Genomic DNA, 14,545 nt, shown 5'->3' with positions numbered 1-14,545 from the left:
GTCCCTATCATGCAGCAGGCTGGAGAATTTACTCAAAAGCTAAGTACGCTAGAGTTGGAAAAAACCGTAGCAAACCTAAACACGGCTATTAGTGGTTTACAAGATATCTTGGCTAATGTAAACAACGGTCAAGGTACCTTAGGAAAACTTACTTCTGACGATTCCCTGTATCTTAACTTAGACAATACCGCAGCTTCATTAGACGCTCTTCTTTCTGATTTGAAAAACAATCCGAGACGATATGTACATTTTTCTCTTTTTGGAGGAAAAGACAAGAAGAAAGATAAGGTAGAATAATATATTAAACCAACTTTATCCCTTCTGGTTCAATAACAATAAGCTTTTGTTTATAAAGGCTACCGATAGCTCTTTTGAAGGATTTTTTACTCATTTCTAATAAAGATTGAATCTCCATAGAATCAGATTTATCTGAAAGTGGAAGGAATCCTTCATGGTCCTTTAAGGTTTCCAAAATCTTCTTAGCGTTAGGCTCATTGATGTTTTCAAAGCCTTGTTTTTGAAGGGTAATATCAATTTTTCCGTCTTCACGAACCACTTTTACAAACCCTTTGGTGGTATCTCCCCAAGCTACTCTTTGGAATATCTCATTTTCATAAATCAGTCCACGGTATTTATGATTTACGGCTACATTATAACCTAGGTCGGTTTTATCCAAAATAAGTAAGTCAACCTCCTCGCCCTCTTTCAGATCAATGTCTTCAAACTCAAAATGTCTATTTAGTCGACATGAACCTACTAACCTGTCCGTTTCGGTATCTAAATAAAGATAAACTACCGTATAGTCTCCTTCTTTTAGTTTTTGATTTTGCTCTCTAAAAGGAACAAAAAGGTCTTTTTCTAAACCCCAGTCTAGAAAAGCACCAATTTTGGTGGCGGCACTTACCTGTAAACAAGCGAACTGATTAAGCTTAATTAAGGGTTCTAGTGTAGTGGCAATAACCCTATCCTCCGAATCTCGATATAAAAAGACGTCTATATCGTCACCCACATTTAGATTCTCAGGGATATATTTATGAGGCAAAAGCACATCATTATTTTCGTCGTCACCTAGGTAAAAACCTACAGACGTTCCTCTTAAAACCTTTAATAAATTCTGTTGTCCCACTTTTAGCATGCTCAAAGCTAGGGAATGTTCATCGGACATTAATTAATATTTCATAATTTTGCGTTCTTTTTAAAGAAGAGAGCTTGAAATGACCTAATCATTTCATTATACAAAGATTAATACAGATGTTACTGAACGAGCAAGAAATCCTTAGAAGGCAAAAGAGAGAAGAATTAATGGGTATGGGTATCAATCCCTATCCACCAGAACTTTTTGAAATCAACGCAACTTCTGCCGAAATAAAGGCAGGCTTTGACGCAGAAAAAGGAAATTTCAATGAAATAAGCCTTGCAGGTAGATTGATGAGTGTACGTGGAAAAGGTAGTGCAGCTTTTGCCGAACTTCAAGATAGCTCTGGAAGAATCCAGGTCTATTTCAGAAGAGACGACATTTGCCCAGATGAAGACAAAACCATGTATAACATTGTCTTCAAAAAATTGCTTGACATTGGCGATATTCTTGGAATCACGGGATATGCTTTTATCACACAGGTAGGAGAAATTTCTATCCATGTAACATCTTTCAAAATACTTAACAAATCTCTCAAGCCTCTTCCAATAGTAAAGAGAGACAAAGACGGTCATGTTCATGACGGTTTCACAGACCCAGAACTAAGATTTCGTCAGCGTTATGTAGATCTTATCGTAAATCCTGAGGTTAAAGACACCTTTATTAAAAGAGCAAAGATTATCTCTACCATGAGAAACATTTTTGACGCCGAAGGCTGGCTAGAAGTAGAAACGCCAATCTTACAACCCATACATGGCGGTGCTGCCGCAAAACCATTCGGAACTCATCATAATACATTGGACATTCCTCTTTATATGAGAATTGCCAATGAGCTTTATTTGAAAAGGTTGATAGTTGGAGGATTTGACGGCGTATATGAGTTTGGTAAAATGTTCAGAAATGAAGGTATGGATCGTACCCATAACCCAGAATATACCGCTCTAGAATTCTACGTAGCTTATAAAGACTACGAATGGATGATGGACATGACCGAAACCATTCTTGAAAAAGTAGCCATAGCGGTGCATGGTAAAACAACTTTCCCTCTTGGTGAAAACGAAATCAACTTTGCAGGACCTTTTGAAAGATTAAGCATCCTAGGTTCTATTGAAAAGTATACAGGTGTGGACCTTACAGACCTTTCTGAAGAAGAAACACGTGATTATTGTAAGCAATGGGGTATAGAGATTGACGATTCTATGGGTAAGGCCAAATTGATTGACGAAATTTTCGGAGAAAAAGTAGAGGCCCATTTGATACAGCCGACATTCATTATTGACTATCCTGTAGAAATGTCTCCTTTAACTAAAAAACACAGGTCTAAAGAGGGCTTAGTAGAGCGTTTTGAGCTCTTTGTTAATGGTAAAGAGCTAGCCAATGCTTATACCGAGCTTAATGATCCTATTGACCAAAAAGAGCGTTTTGAGGACCAACTTAAACTAGCTGCCAGAGGAGATGAAGAGGCCATGGCCATGGATGACGACTTCCTAAGGTCACTAGAATATGGAATGCCACCTACATCTGGTATCGGGATAGGGATTGACAGACTCACGATGTTTTTGACGAACAATAGCAGTATTCAAGAAGTATTATTTTTCCCTCAGATGAGACCAGAGAAAAAATCACATGCTGCTACCACGGCAGAATACATAGCAGCAGGTGTATCAGAAGAATGGATTCCTGCTCTTCAAAAAATGGGAATATTGACTATTGAGGCTTTAAAAGAAGCCAATCCGAATAAAATATTTAATGACTTAGGCGGTATGCGTAAAAAACTAAAAATTGATACTAAACTACCTACTAAGGAAGATATTGAAAACTGGGTTTCCTGAAAAAGCACTAGTTTAAAGCATTTTAAGACTTATGACTTCTGCCCCCTTTGCTAATAGCAAAGGGGGCTTTTTTTGTTTCAAAGTACTAATAAGATATCTAAATCACACATTTTAAGGTATAAATGGCTTCTGAATAAAATTGACTCCACCTCAAATATATTTTTTTAAATATTGGAATAATACAACACGAAGAATGATGGATTAACTCAACCCATATCCCCTACTTTTTGAACAAGTATTGTATTTATTTAATATTATGTTATAATCATCTATCTTTTTTATGGCATTTGGTCATTTTTGCCATATTTAATTTTTTTAAATACATTAAGAGCAGTACACTTGAACTGTATTAAGAAACAATACAGAATTTAGCAAGCAAAACTTCCCATCCCGACCGCAACAATGGCGAAAGTTTTACAACAGCTATGCTGATAGCATGGCGATTGTGAACAATAGTGTCTAGTGTGGTAATATTTATTCTAAACTAATCTTAAGAATACTCCATCACGAGAATAGAATATCGTGATTTCAATAAATAAAATGTTTTCTCCGCCTCAGGTTAATGTTAAGAACCGAGCGGTCGGGGAACTCCATTTTCCGGGCGGGGAAAACATTTAAAAACTTGAACAATAAATCTTAAGCTAAACTGAACCTAAATGAAAAAAGTTGTACTATTTAAAAGCGTGTTAGTTCTGCTGCTTTGTGCCTTCATGGCAAATGCTCAGACTATCTCAGGAGTAGTGTCTTCCGCAGAGGACGGTCCCCTACCAGGTGTATCCATTGCTATCAAAGGTACCACCACTGGTACTATATCAGATTTTGACGGTAAATTTACGTTAAAAGCTCCTTCTAAAGAATCTATCTTAGTTTTTAGTGCCATTGCATTTGCCACTCAAGAAATTGCAGTAGGAAACAAAACAACTTTTGATGTTTTACTAAAATCTGACAATAAACTTCTTAATGAAGTGGTAGTAACTGCATTAGGAATTAGTAGAGAAAAGAAATCTTTAGGTTTCTCTCAACAAGAAGTATCTGGCGAAGCTTTAACAGAATCAAGATCTAATAACGTAGTTAATGGACTTTCTGGTAAGATAGCTGGTGTACGTATATCTAGTAACGGAGGTCCAGGTAGTGGCTCTAACATCCAGATAAGAGGTTCTTCTTCTGTTTCTGGAAATAACCAACCATTGATAGTTATTAATGGTGTGCCAATGCAGCAAACTACCAGCAATACGTATGGTGGTGGTATTTCTGAGGTAAACCCAGACAATATCAAAACGATGTCGGTTCTTAAAGGACCAAACGCAGCAGCACTTTACGGTTCAAGAGCGGCCAATGGTGTCATCTTAATTACAACTAAAGATGGTAGTTCCACAAAAGGAATTGGTGTTGAATACAATGCGAACTTTACCGTAGAAAGACCTTTTGTTAAGCCTAATTTTCAAAATACTTATGGCGGTGGAAACGGCTATAGAACATGGTACTCTGACGGCTGGAGTGGTGTTATACAGCCAGATGCTTATGACCAATACCAAGCAGCATACGGAAATTTAGTACCAGGTGGCACTACAGGAACTGCCGGTACAGACGAAAGCTGGGGTGCTCCTTTAGACGGCAGATTGGTAAGACAATGGTGGACAGGTACTGATGTAGCTCCATTAACGCCTCAACCAAACAACTGGGAAGAGTTCTGGGAAACAGGAACTACACTTACAAACAGCCTGTCTCTTTCAGGAGGAAATGAAGAAGGTAATTTCAGATTAAGCTATAGCAAATTAAATCAAAAAGGTATTGCAGCCTATAATGATTATAACAGAGACAACTTTACTTTGTCGTCTGGATACAATTTAACAAAATGGTTAAAAGCTAACTTTAACGCTGATTACATCAAAACTGGTGGTAATAGAAACTATCAATCTGGTTCTCAGTTTATCTGGGCTCACCGTCATATCTCTTGGGATCAATTGGCCAACTGGTCTGATTATGTAGATACTCATATTCAAAAGGTAGGAGACACAGACCCACCAAACTGGCAACACACGTATTTCACAAACCCATATTACACGAACGAGCTTTTACCATCTACGAATGACAAAGACCGTTTATTGGGTAATGTTTCTATTCAAGCAAAAATCACGGATAACCTTAACCTAATGCTTAGGTCTGGTACTGATGTTTGGACAGACACTAGAATTAATGTTTCAAGTTTTGAACGTACAAGAAACGGAAATACATCTCCAGGTAGATATTCTGAAACGGTGATGAGAGAGCAAGAAAATAATCATGATTTCCTTTTGTCTTACGACAAAATGTTCGGCAATGATTTCTCTTTTGTAGGCCAAGCAGGTGGAGCAGTAAGATCAAATTACTATAAGTATAACTATACTTACGTTGGTGAATTGGTTGTGGATGGTATTTATAACCTTTCAAATGGTAACCCAAGTCAAAACACGGCAGCAAGTACTATCAAAGAATCAGAAGTACAGAGTGTGTATGGTTCATTTCAAATGGGTTATTTAAACGCATTATTCCTAGACTTAACAGCTAGAAATGACTGGTCGAGTACTTTACCAAACGGTAACAATTCTTACTTCTACCCTTCTGCTTCGCTTAGTGCTGTAGTGACAGACTTATTAGACATCAATAGCCCGATACTATCTTTCGGTAAACTAAGAGCTAGCTGGGCACAAGTTGGAAACGATGCAAATCCTTATCAGTTAAGCCAAACTTTCAGTGCAGAAGGCTCTTGGAATGGTTCTGTTCCAGAATATTCTGAAAATACAGAAATCGCTAATGCCTTTTTAAAGCCAGAAATCACGACTGGAATAGAATTAGGAGCTGACTTGAGATTCTTTAAGAGTCGTTTAGGATTAGACATTACTTACTATGACCAAACCACTAAAAATCAAATCTTAGGTGTTGAAATCTCAAAAGCGAGTGGTTATAATTCTAGAGTTCTTAACGCAGGAAAAGTAAATAACAGCGGTATTGAAATTAGCCTTAGTGGAACAGCATTTGAGTCTGCTTCTGGTTTCAAATGGGATGTGTCTTTAAACTATGCTAAAAACAAAAACAAGGTATTAGAATTAGCAGAAGGTTTAGATACTTATACATTGGTATCCACTAGAGGTTTATCTTCGGTTGCTACCATTGGTCAGCCTTATGGTACTCTTTTTGGAATTGGTTTTGCCAAGAGCCCAGACGGACAGATAATTTATAAAGATGGCTTACCTCAAGTAGAAAGTACTCCTCAAATATTAGGAAACGTTCAGCCAGACTGGACAGGTGGATTCTCGAATACATTAAGTTATAAGAACATCTCTCTTTCTGCTCTTATAGATGCCAGATTTGGTGGAGACTTCTTTGACGAAGGTACCGCTACTGCAAGATGGACAGGACAATATGCTGAAACAGCTATTGGTCGTGAAGAAGGTGTGATAGGAAAGGGTGTTATGAACGTAGGAACTACCGAAAGCCCAGAATATGTACCAAATACGGTGATGGTTGCTGGAAATCAATTCTATGGTTATAACAACCCAAGAAGATATCATGAAGCGGCTATTTTTGACGGAACATATGTAAAACTTAGAGAACTTTCTCTAGGGTATACTTTCAGCTCTGCCTTATTACAAAAAGCCAAAATTCAAAACGCCAAACTTTCTTTAGTAGGTCGTAACGTGCTATTACTTTTCTCTAATGCACCTCACATTGACCCAGAAGTGGATTCATATGGTGGCAACTCTCAAGGATTTTCTTACGGACAGCTTCCTAACTCAAGAAGCATGGGCTTCAACCTGTCTCTAGGATTTTAATCACTAAAAAATTGACAAGAAAATGAAAATAAATAATAAAGTATTTCTATCTGCTCTTGCTGGAATCATGTTGACTTTGACGAATGCATGCACAGGTGATTTCGAAGAACTAAACACCGACCCTAATAATCCAACTGCGATTGGGTCACAGTATCTCCTACCTTACGCCATTGAGCAATCAGTGGATAGGTACTGGGGAGGAACCACGCGTTTCGAAAGATTAAATCTTGATGGAGCTATGCTCTGGATTCAATACTTAGCAAGAAACATCTACTCGAACGAAGGTGACAGTTATGGTATAACTCCAGGGTTCTATAACAGCACTTGGGAGTCGCTATATAATGAAGGTCTTACTAACTTTCAAAGAATAGAAACCCTTACAGGTACAGATGGCTTAAACCCAAATACCAACTATGAAGGAATTGCTTTAGTGATGAAGTCTTGGGTATATTCTTTACTTACAGACATGTATGGTGCCGTACCTTATTCTCAAGCGGTATCAGGAACTGCAGCAGAGCCTATCTATACGCCAGAATATGACGCTATGGAAGTTGTATACGCTGGTTTGTTAGCCGATTTAAAATTGGCCAATGAAAAGCTTAAAGTTGGCGGCCCTACAGTAGCAGGTGACATCCTTTACAAAGGTGACATCCTAAAGTGGAAGAAATTTGCGAACTCTCTTCGTTTAAAATTAGCAAACAGACAAGCAGCTAAGAAGTCTGCTGAATCTAAAGCCATCATGGCGGAGATTTTAGGTTCTCCTTCTACCTATCCTATTTTCACTAGCAATGCTGACAATGCACAATTAGTGCATACGGCTACTAGACCAAGTAACAATAGCTGGAATGAAGTAATGGTACAAGGTGGTCGTACAGACTGGAGCATGAGTAAGACTTTCGTTGACTTAATGAATTCTACTTCTGACCCAAGGATAGCAGCTATTGCAACCTCTGTTAACGGTGGGTATAATGGAATACCAAACGGACTTCCAGATGCCATAGCCACCACATACTTAAGCTCCGCTTCTATTTTGCAAAGCAAATATAGTGCAGCAACAGCTCCAAGTATATTGATGACCTATAGTGAATTGAACTTCGTTTTAGCAGAAGCGGCCTTAGATGGTGACATCTCTGGAGACGCCAGTGCTTACTTCAAAACTGGCTTAGAAGCTTCATTTAGCTCTCACGGATTGGCTATGCCAAGTGGTTTTGATACTTCTCTAGGAGCATTGACAAAAAAGACCCTAATGACTCAAAAATGGGTGGCTCTTTTCGGACAAGGCGTAGAGGCATGGACAGAATATCGTAGAACTGGTTTCCCTGAGATTCCAGCTGCAGACCCTAGGGCTATATTCGAGAACGGCGGTATTATCCCTACGCGTCTTCCTTATCCTACTACTGAGTATTCTCTAAACAAAGTAAGGTTAGATGCAGGTGTTAGCCTAAACGGAGGCCCAGACAACATGCAAACTAAGCTTTGGTGGGCAGAGTAATTTTTTGAATCAAAAAAACTTAAGACAATGAAAAGAATATCAAATTTCATCATAGCATTCGCTCTAGCTGCCACTTTCCTGGCGTGTGAAAAGCAGGACCCATTTGTGGACCGCATAGTATCTCCAGTATTAATACAGGCGATAGGCACTAACGGTACACCTACCTCCGGACTATCAACAGACCCCACCATATCTGCCACTTACGGAGATATGGCGAAACTAAGCCTCAAAGTTATGGAGCTTGACAAAACGAACATCTTGGATTACACTAAAGGCATTGACTCCATTCCATTGGCATCAGTATCTCTATTAGTGAAATTTAGAGGTGGTGCTGAAGTAGGGACGTTTACTACTGGATCAGATGGTTTAGCTTCAATAGAAGTACCGTGGTCTTCACTAGGAATCACCTCTGCTGGCTCAACCGTTTCGTTAAGTGCTTCTGGTTCTTACAAAGATGTGGCATTTACCAAATTATTTAAACTAGCCGCAAACTAACCTTTTGGAGCCCTTTTAGGAGGGCTCCAAATTTTTTTAAACTCTGAATTGATCAAATAAAAAACAGTAAAAATGAAAAAATCTCTTAATCGCAGAAACATGCTTAAGACAGGTTTAATGTCTCTTGGAGGCATGGCCTTGGCACCACACATCGCAAAAGGAGCATTCTCAAATACCCCTTTTAAACTTGACTCTAGCAACAGACTTATCTATAGCCCATTAGCTAGAGAGTATTTTGTAGATGAGAATTTCGCACCAGAAATCGTAGCCAAACTTACATCAAACGAAAACCCTTATGGCCCACCAGCTAGTGCTAAGCAAGCGGTTATCGATTCTGTAAGCGGTGGAAACCGTTATGCATGGAGTGAAATGGCTACGTTGATGGATATGATTGCTAAGAAAGAAGGTGTAACTACCAAGCACCTAATGATGGGACCTGGTTCTTCTGACCTTTTAGAAAAAGTAGCCTTAGTTCGTTTCATGAATGGTGGTGGAAACATTGTTTCTGCTGATCCTACATATATGTCTTTGATTCGTGTTGCTGAAAGAGTTGGAGCTACTTGGAAAGCTATTCCATGTACTTCTGACTGGTCTCATGATTTAGATGCTATGGCTAAAGCTGTAGATTCAGAAACCAAATTGGTTTACATCTGCAACCCAAACAACCCTGTTGGAACCATGACTGCTGCTAAAGACTTAGAAGCATTCTGTAAAAAAGTATCTAAAACAGTTCCGATTTTCATTGACGAGGCATACATGGAATTAGCTTACGGTCCAGAAGCTGTTACACAGTCTCCATTGGTAAAAGACGGTTATAATGTTATCGTTTGTCGTACATTCTCTAAAATCATGGGAATGGCCGGTTTAAGAATTGGTTTCATGTTGGCTCAGCCAGAATTCATTGACGAAATCTCAAGTGTTACACGTGGTGGAATGGGTATTTCCCTAACATCTATCCATGCTGCTATAGCTGCTTATGGTGATGATGGTTTCCAAGAAATGACGAAAACAAAGAATGACGCGGCCAAGAAATATACAATGGCAGCGGTGAAAGAAATGGGTTACGATCCAATTCCTTCTTTTACAAACTTCATGATGTTCCAGATAAACATGGATGGTAAAGAATTCTTAGGCAAAATGCGTGACCATGGCGTAGGCTGTAGAGCATTCACCATTTTTGATAAAGACATGTGTCGTGTAAGTTTCGGTACCATGGACGAAATGAAAATGTTCGTAGGTGCTCTTAAAACTTTAAGTTGATCAATCCTTTCAAAGCAGGTTCAGTAGATTTCTACTGACCTGTTTTATTTAAATATTTAATCCAATGAACGAAGCTATCATAAAAACCATTACCCTTATATTATTGATCGGAGTTGGTTTTGTCATTAAAGCCAAATTCGGTTCAAAAGACAAAGTCAACGGTATAAAGGAAATTGTGCTCTCTGTGGCACTGCCAGCTACTATTTTTATTGCTATCATGAAGATTGATTTAGATGCCTCTCTTCTTTTCATTCCAGTAGTAGCTCTCCTATTTAACTTCATTTTATATTTAAGTACACCTGCTCTTCTTTCGCTATGTGGTATAGCTAAAGATTCTGCGAGTTCCAGAACCTTAACCCTTTTGATTCCTTCATTGGCTCCTGGCTTATCTTGCTTTCCTTTTATTATTGAATTTCTTGGAGAAGAGAGTCTAGCTATGGCCGCAATGGCCGATATCGGAAATAAGTTTTTTGTTCTCATCTTTCTCTACATTATAGCCATGAACATGTCGTTGAAAAACACAGGTTCAGAAAATTCGAATGTCAAGGAAAAAATAAAATCACTGCTATCAAGTTTAGCCCAAGAGCCTATTAATATCATCTTGGTGGCCGCAATCTTATTATTGAGTTTTGGCATCAATTATCAGACCCTCCCAGAAATTATATCTGGCGTTTTTGACAAGACCAGTGCCATCATGACGCCTTTGGTACTTATCTTCATCGGTTTAGCTGTAAATTTAAAAGAAGGTAAAAAGAAGTTGGTACTTTCTCTTTTAAGCATGAGAGCTGGCTTAAGCCTTATTGTCAGTGCCATATTTATTGCGGCAACAGGCATTTCGGCATATAACCATGTTTTACTAATCATCATTGTGCCGTTAAGCTGTGTTAGTTTCTGGCCATTTGCACATATTTCATTCTTTCAGGCTAAAGAGGAAAGCATGAACATTCCAGCAGAAAAAAGAACTTTTAATTCAGAGCTTGCCATTATGGTTTTAGCCATTTCTTTACCATTTTCTACTGCTCTAATTTTAACCATATTAACCGCAGGTTCCTATTTTACAGATATCTGGATGGTGACTATGTTAGGCGTAGGTCTCATGGTTTTAGGATTAGTTCCTGTGCTGGCCTCCAAACTACATTTTAAAACAGGAAAAACAAGCGTAAGCGAAAACCGAGCTTAAATTACTTTTACATCAATAACCTAAAAATCAGCATGACCCTCATTTACCAAAATGGGGGTCTTTTTTTGAAATAAACCGCCAAAATCAATAAAACATTTATGACAGAAACTTAGACTATTTTCCTACTAATGTCTTTATTTGAGAGCAGAAAAGAATATGCAATATCAGAATCGACATTAAACAGAATATTTTCCTATGAATCACATAGACCCTGTTGATTTAAAAATACTTAAGCTATTGGTCAAAGATGGCTTATGCACTAATAAAGAAATTGCAGCGGAACTTAACCTTACCACCACTCCTGTTCATGAAAGAATTAAAAGACTGAGAAGGGATGGTATTATTGAGAAATACACCATAGAACTAAACAGAAAAAAACTTCACAAAAATCTCTTAGTGTTTTGTAACGTCAGTTTAAAAGAACATGCAGCGGAGTTTCTTTTAAAATTTGAGAAAGATATTCAAACCCTCCCTGAGGTGGTAGAGTGCTATTGTATTTCTGGAGGGGCAGATTTTCTGCTTAAAATCATAGTAGAAGACATGGACGAATATAAAGTCTTTATTCTGGATAAACTTTCCGCCTTGGCAAACATTGGAAACGCCCAAAGCTTATTTGTGGTGAAAGAAGTAAAACAAAGCGGTATCCTTTCTTAAACGTTTTTAAGAGATAAAAACTATCTTTAAGACTCTCATAAATCTCAGCATATTTTGGACTTTCTCTCAGACCATAGCCTACTAGAATGGGCTTTCGTATTTTTTGCATCTTTTATAGTGGGCTTTTCCAAGGCTGGATTAAGAGGAGTTGATGTCATGAACGTCACCATTATGGCCTTGGTTTTTGGTTCAAAAGCCTCCACTGGTATAGTACTACCCTTACTCTGTATGGCGGATGTAATGGCGGTTATCTATTACAACAGGCACGCCCAATGGCAGCATTTCAGAATACTCATGCCTTGGATGATAGCAGGTGTACTGTTCGGCTGGTATATTGGAAAAGACATTGACGAAACTACCTTTAAAAGAATAATGGCTGTCATTATTCTTTCTGCAGTAGGTCTATTAATCTGGTGGGAAAGAAGAAAGTCTGAAACGCTACCCAAAGGTATTTTGTTTTCCAGCACCATGGGCTTAGTCACAGGCTTTACCACTATGATAGGCAATCTGGCAGGCTCATTTTCTAATATCTATTTTCTCATTTTAAAATTCCCTAAAAATGAATTTATAGGAACTGTGTCTTGGATGTTTCTCTTCATAAACCTCTTCAAAGTACCATTTCACATATTTTCATGGGAAACCATTAGCCTCAACACATTTAAGATTGACCTTTTTCTTGCTCCCATAATGATTGCAGGTTTCTTCGTGGGTGTAAGGATAGTCAAGAAAATCAATAACGATTCCTACCGAAAGCTCATTTTAGGTTTAACCATTTTGGGTGCCTTGGTCATCTTCTTCAGATAACAGCTGTGTAACTAAACTCACAAATTCCGTAGAAAGTGTTCCATACTTTTGCTATCCAATTAAACACAAAAAACGATGTTTGAATTTATCAAAAATATGCTTGGCCGAAACACAGAAGAATTAAAGGAACTCGTAAACAATGGTGCCGTCATCATCGACGTAAGATCGGTTGGCGAATTTAAAGGAGGCCATGCACCAAAAGCCCTAAACTACCCTTTAGATGCTCTGGACTCCAATTTTTCAACAATTCAGAAGATCAAGAAGCCTATTATATTGTGCTGTGCTTCTGGGATGCGTTCTGCAAGGGCAAAAGCCATTTTAAAAAGCAAGGGTATGGAAAACCTTTATGACGCAGGAGCTTGGACTAATTTAAGATAGTCCCTTTCCTACTTCTTCATCATTCTTTTAAGAGGCAGATTTTTTTTACAATGTAGTTATTAAAATATTTTAATAACTTTGATAGGAAACCTATCAATAAAAAATGAAAAGAATCTTTAATCTCTTCCTATTAATTCTGACGACGGCTTCTGCCTTTGCCCAACATCAGATAATACCTGCTCCTGTAAGCTTTGAGCAGACAGATGTATTGTTTATGTTGGACAATCAGGTGAGCCTTGATTTAAAAACCGATAATGCGGAAGTAAAAAAATACGCCGAAAATTTTCAAAGCTTTCTGGCAAATTCTGGCACTAAAATAAATTTCAAAAATGTTTCAACACCTTCCAATACCGAGAAGGTGATTCGCATTTCTTTAAATTCTAATGCAGAATTAGCTAAAGAAGGATACACCTTGGAAGTAAAAGAGGATCAAATCTTGCTCAATGCCAATGAACCTGCTGGTATTTTTAACGCATTCCAAACTCTTCGCCAACTTTTGCCAAGAGAGTTTGAAATGACAGACGCTTATGGCATGGGTATGGGCATGATTTCTGGCTGTAAAATCACCGATTACCCAAGATTTGGGTGGAGGGGATTAATGCTGGATGTTAGCAGACATTTCTTTTCTGTAGAGGATGTGAAAGCCTACTTGGATAAAATGGCTCAATATAAATTGAATGTTTTCCACTGGCACTTAACAGATGACGAAGGCTGGAGAATAGAGATTAAGTCATTGCCAAAACTGACAGAAATTGGTGCTTGGAGAGTTCCAAGACACGGTCGTTTTGGTGTAGACAGACCTTTTCCTAAAGAAGGAGAAAAAGCAACTGAAGGTGGTTTCTATACCCAGGAGCAAATTAAAGACGTCATAAAATATGCCGCCGAAAGGAATATTACCATCGTTCCAGAAATTGACATTCCAGGTCACAGCATGGCAGTTTTGGCAGCATATCCCGAACTTTCCACCAAAAAAGAGCCTAAAGTGGTGAATCCCGGCGGCTATTTTGCAGATTGGACGGGACCACATTTCAAAATGCTGATAGAAAATACTCTGAATCCAGCAGACGAAAAGGTCTATGAATTTGTGGATAAAGTGATGACTGAAGTGGCTGCACTTTTCCCAAATCAATACATCCATATGGGTGGCGATGAGTGTTACCACGGCTACTGGGAAGAAAGTGCTGAAGTACAAAAATTCATGAAGAAAAACGGTATAAAAAACACCCATGAACTTCAAAGCTACTTTGTAACACGTGTGCAGAAAATCATTAACAGCAAAGGTAAAAAGATGATTGGATGGGACGAAATTTTAGAAGGTGGCCTTTCTGAAGGAGCGGCTGTTATGAGCTGGCAAGGTATGAAAGGTGGTATAGAAGCTGCTAAGCTTGGCCATAACGTAGTAATGACACCTACCACTTTCGCCTACTTAGATTATACCCAGGGTGACCCCTCTTTAGAAAATCCAATTTACGCCAGCTTGAGCTTAAAGAAAAGTTATTCTTT

Annotated in this window: 11 protein-coding genes and 1 pseudogene; 11 read left to right on the top strand and 1 reads right to left on the bottom strand. The window is 38.4% G+C overall.

The genetic code is table 11. From position 1 onward, the window contains the following. Positions 1-297, top strand: a pseudogene (locus tag ACTBZY_RS09940) (MlaD family protein); the annotation flags it as partial. A 4-nt stretch (positions 298-301) separates the two neighbouring features. Here the strand turns inward: ACTBZY_RS09940 and ACTBZY_RS09935 are convergent. Continuing rightward, complete coding sequence (locus ACTBZY_RS09935; protein WP_463046179.1) at positions 302-1,165, bottom strand: CvfB family protein; 864 nt, start codon at positions 1,163-1,165, stop codon at positions 302-304. Between the two features lie 86 nt (positions 1,166-1,251). Between ACTBZY_RS09935 and lysS the strand changes: the two genes are divergently transcribed. The 10 genes from lysS to ACTBZY_RS09885 all read left to right on the top strand — a co-directional run. Then, positions 1,252-2,967, top strand: coding sequence for a lysine--tRNA ligase (lysS, locus tag ACTBZY_RS09930; protein ID WP_463046178.1), 1,716 nt, complete (start codon positions 1,252-1,254; stop codon positions 2,965-2,967). A gap of 656 nt (positions 2,968-3,623) precedes the next feature. Beyond that, a complete protein-coding gene (locus tag ACTBZY_RS09925; protein ID WP_463046177.1) occupies positions 3,624-6,779 on the top strand; it encodes a SusC/RagA family TonB-linked outer membrane protein in 3,156 nt (1,051 codons plus the stop codon). A 22-nt stretch (positions 6,780-6,801) separates the two neighbouring features. Then, positions 6,802-8,271: a SusD/RagB family nutrient-binding outer membrane lipoprotein gene (locus ACTBZY_RS09920; RefSeq protein ID WP_463046176.1), complete on the top strand. Its 1,470-nt coding sequence runs from the start codon at positions 6,802-6,804 to the stop codon at positions 8,269-8,271. 27 nt (positions 8,272-8,298) lie between these two features. Beyond that, positions 8,299-8,766, top strand: a complete 468-nt coding sequence (locus ACTBZY_RS09915) for a hypothetical protein (protein WP_463046175.1) — start codon at positions 8,299-8,301, stop codon at positions 8,764-8,766. 72 nt (positions 8,767-8,838) lie between these two features. Continuing rightward, positions 8,839-10,026, top strand: coding sequence for a pyridoxal phosphate-dependent aminotransferase (locus ACTBZY_RS09910; protein WP_463046174.1), 1,188 nt, complete (start codon positions 8,839-8,841; stop codon positions 10,024-10,026). 64 nt (positions 10,027-10,090) lie between these two features. Next, positions 10,091-11,206 carry an AEC family transporter gene (locus tag ACTBZY_RS09905; RefSeq protein WP_463046173.1) on the top strand — a complete coding sequence of 372 codons (1,116 nt, stop codon included), beginning with the start codon at positions 10,091-10,093 and terminating at the stop codon, positions 11,204-11,206. A 195-nt stretch (positions 11,207-11,401) separates the two neighbouring features. Beyond that, complete coding sequence (locus ACTBZY_RS09900; protein WP_463046172.1) at positions 11,402-11,860, top strand: Lrp/AsnC family transcriptional regulator; 459 nt, start codon at positions 11,402-11,404, stop codon at positions 11,858-11,860. Positions 11,861-11,914: 54 nt separating this feature from the next. Next, on the top strand, positions 11,915-12,664 hold the full coding sequence (locus ACTBZY_RS09895; RefSeq protein WP_463046171.1) for a sulfite exporter TauE/SafE family protein: 750 nt from the start codon (positions 11,915-11,917) through the stop codon (positions 12,662-12,664). A 75-nt stretch (positions 12,665-12,739) separates the two neighbouring features. Beyond that, positions 12,740-13,042 (top strand): rhodanese-like domain-containing protein, encoded by a 303-nt coding sequence (locus tag ACTBZY_RS09890; RefSeq protein ID WP_463046170.1) that lies wholly within the window; start codon positions 12,740-12,742, stop codon positions 13,040-13,042. 103 nt (positions 13,043-13,145) lie between these two features. After that, on the top strand, positions 13,146-14,545 hold a 1,400-nt coding region (locus ACTBZY_RS09885; protein ID WP_463046169.1), incomplete at its 3' end, for a beta-N-acetylhexosaminidase.

Source organism: Arcticibacterium sp., from assembly GCF_055134445.1.
The sequence above is the reverse complement of the archived record's forward strand: the minus strand, read 5'-3'. Positions and strand labels throughout refer to the sequence as shown.

Coding starts and splice junctions, on each gene's coding strand:
- ACTBZY_RS09905 (WP_463046173.1), top strand. CDS start 10,091: ATGAACGAAGCTATCATAAAAACCATTACCCTTATATTATTGATCGGA.
- ACTBZY_RS09910 (WP_463046174.1), top strand. CDS start 8,839: ATGAAAAAATCTCTTAATCGCAGAAACATGCTTAAGACAGGTTTAATG.
- ACTBZY_RS09935 (WP_463046179.1), bottom strand. CDS start 1,165: ATGTCCGATGAACATTCCCTAGCTTTGAGCATGCTAAAAGTGGGACAA.
- ACTBZY_RS09900 (WP_463046172.1), top strand. CDS start 11,402: ATGAATCACATAGACCCTGTTGATTTAAAAATACTTAAGCTATTGGTC.
- ACTBZY_RS09915 (WP_463046175.1), top strand. CDS start 8,299: ATGAAAAGAATATCAAATTTCATCATAGCATTCGCTCTAGCTGCCACT.
- ACTBZY_RS09890 (WP_463046170.1), top strand. CDS start 12,740: ATGTTTGAATTTATCAAAAATATGCTTGGCCGAAACACAGAAGAATTA.
- ACTBZY_RS09920 (WP_463046176.1), top strand. CDS start 6,802: ATGAAAATAAATAATAAAGTATTTCTATCTGCTCTTGCTGGAATCATG.
- ACTBZY_RS09925 (WP_463046177.1), top strand. CDS start 3,624: ATGAAAAAAGTTGTACTATTTAAAAGCGTGTTAGTTCTGCTGCTTTGT.
- lysS (WP_463046178.1), top strand. CDS start 1,252: ATGTTACTGAACGAGCAAGAAATCCTTAGAAGGCAAAAGAGAGAAGAA.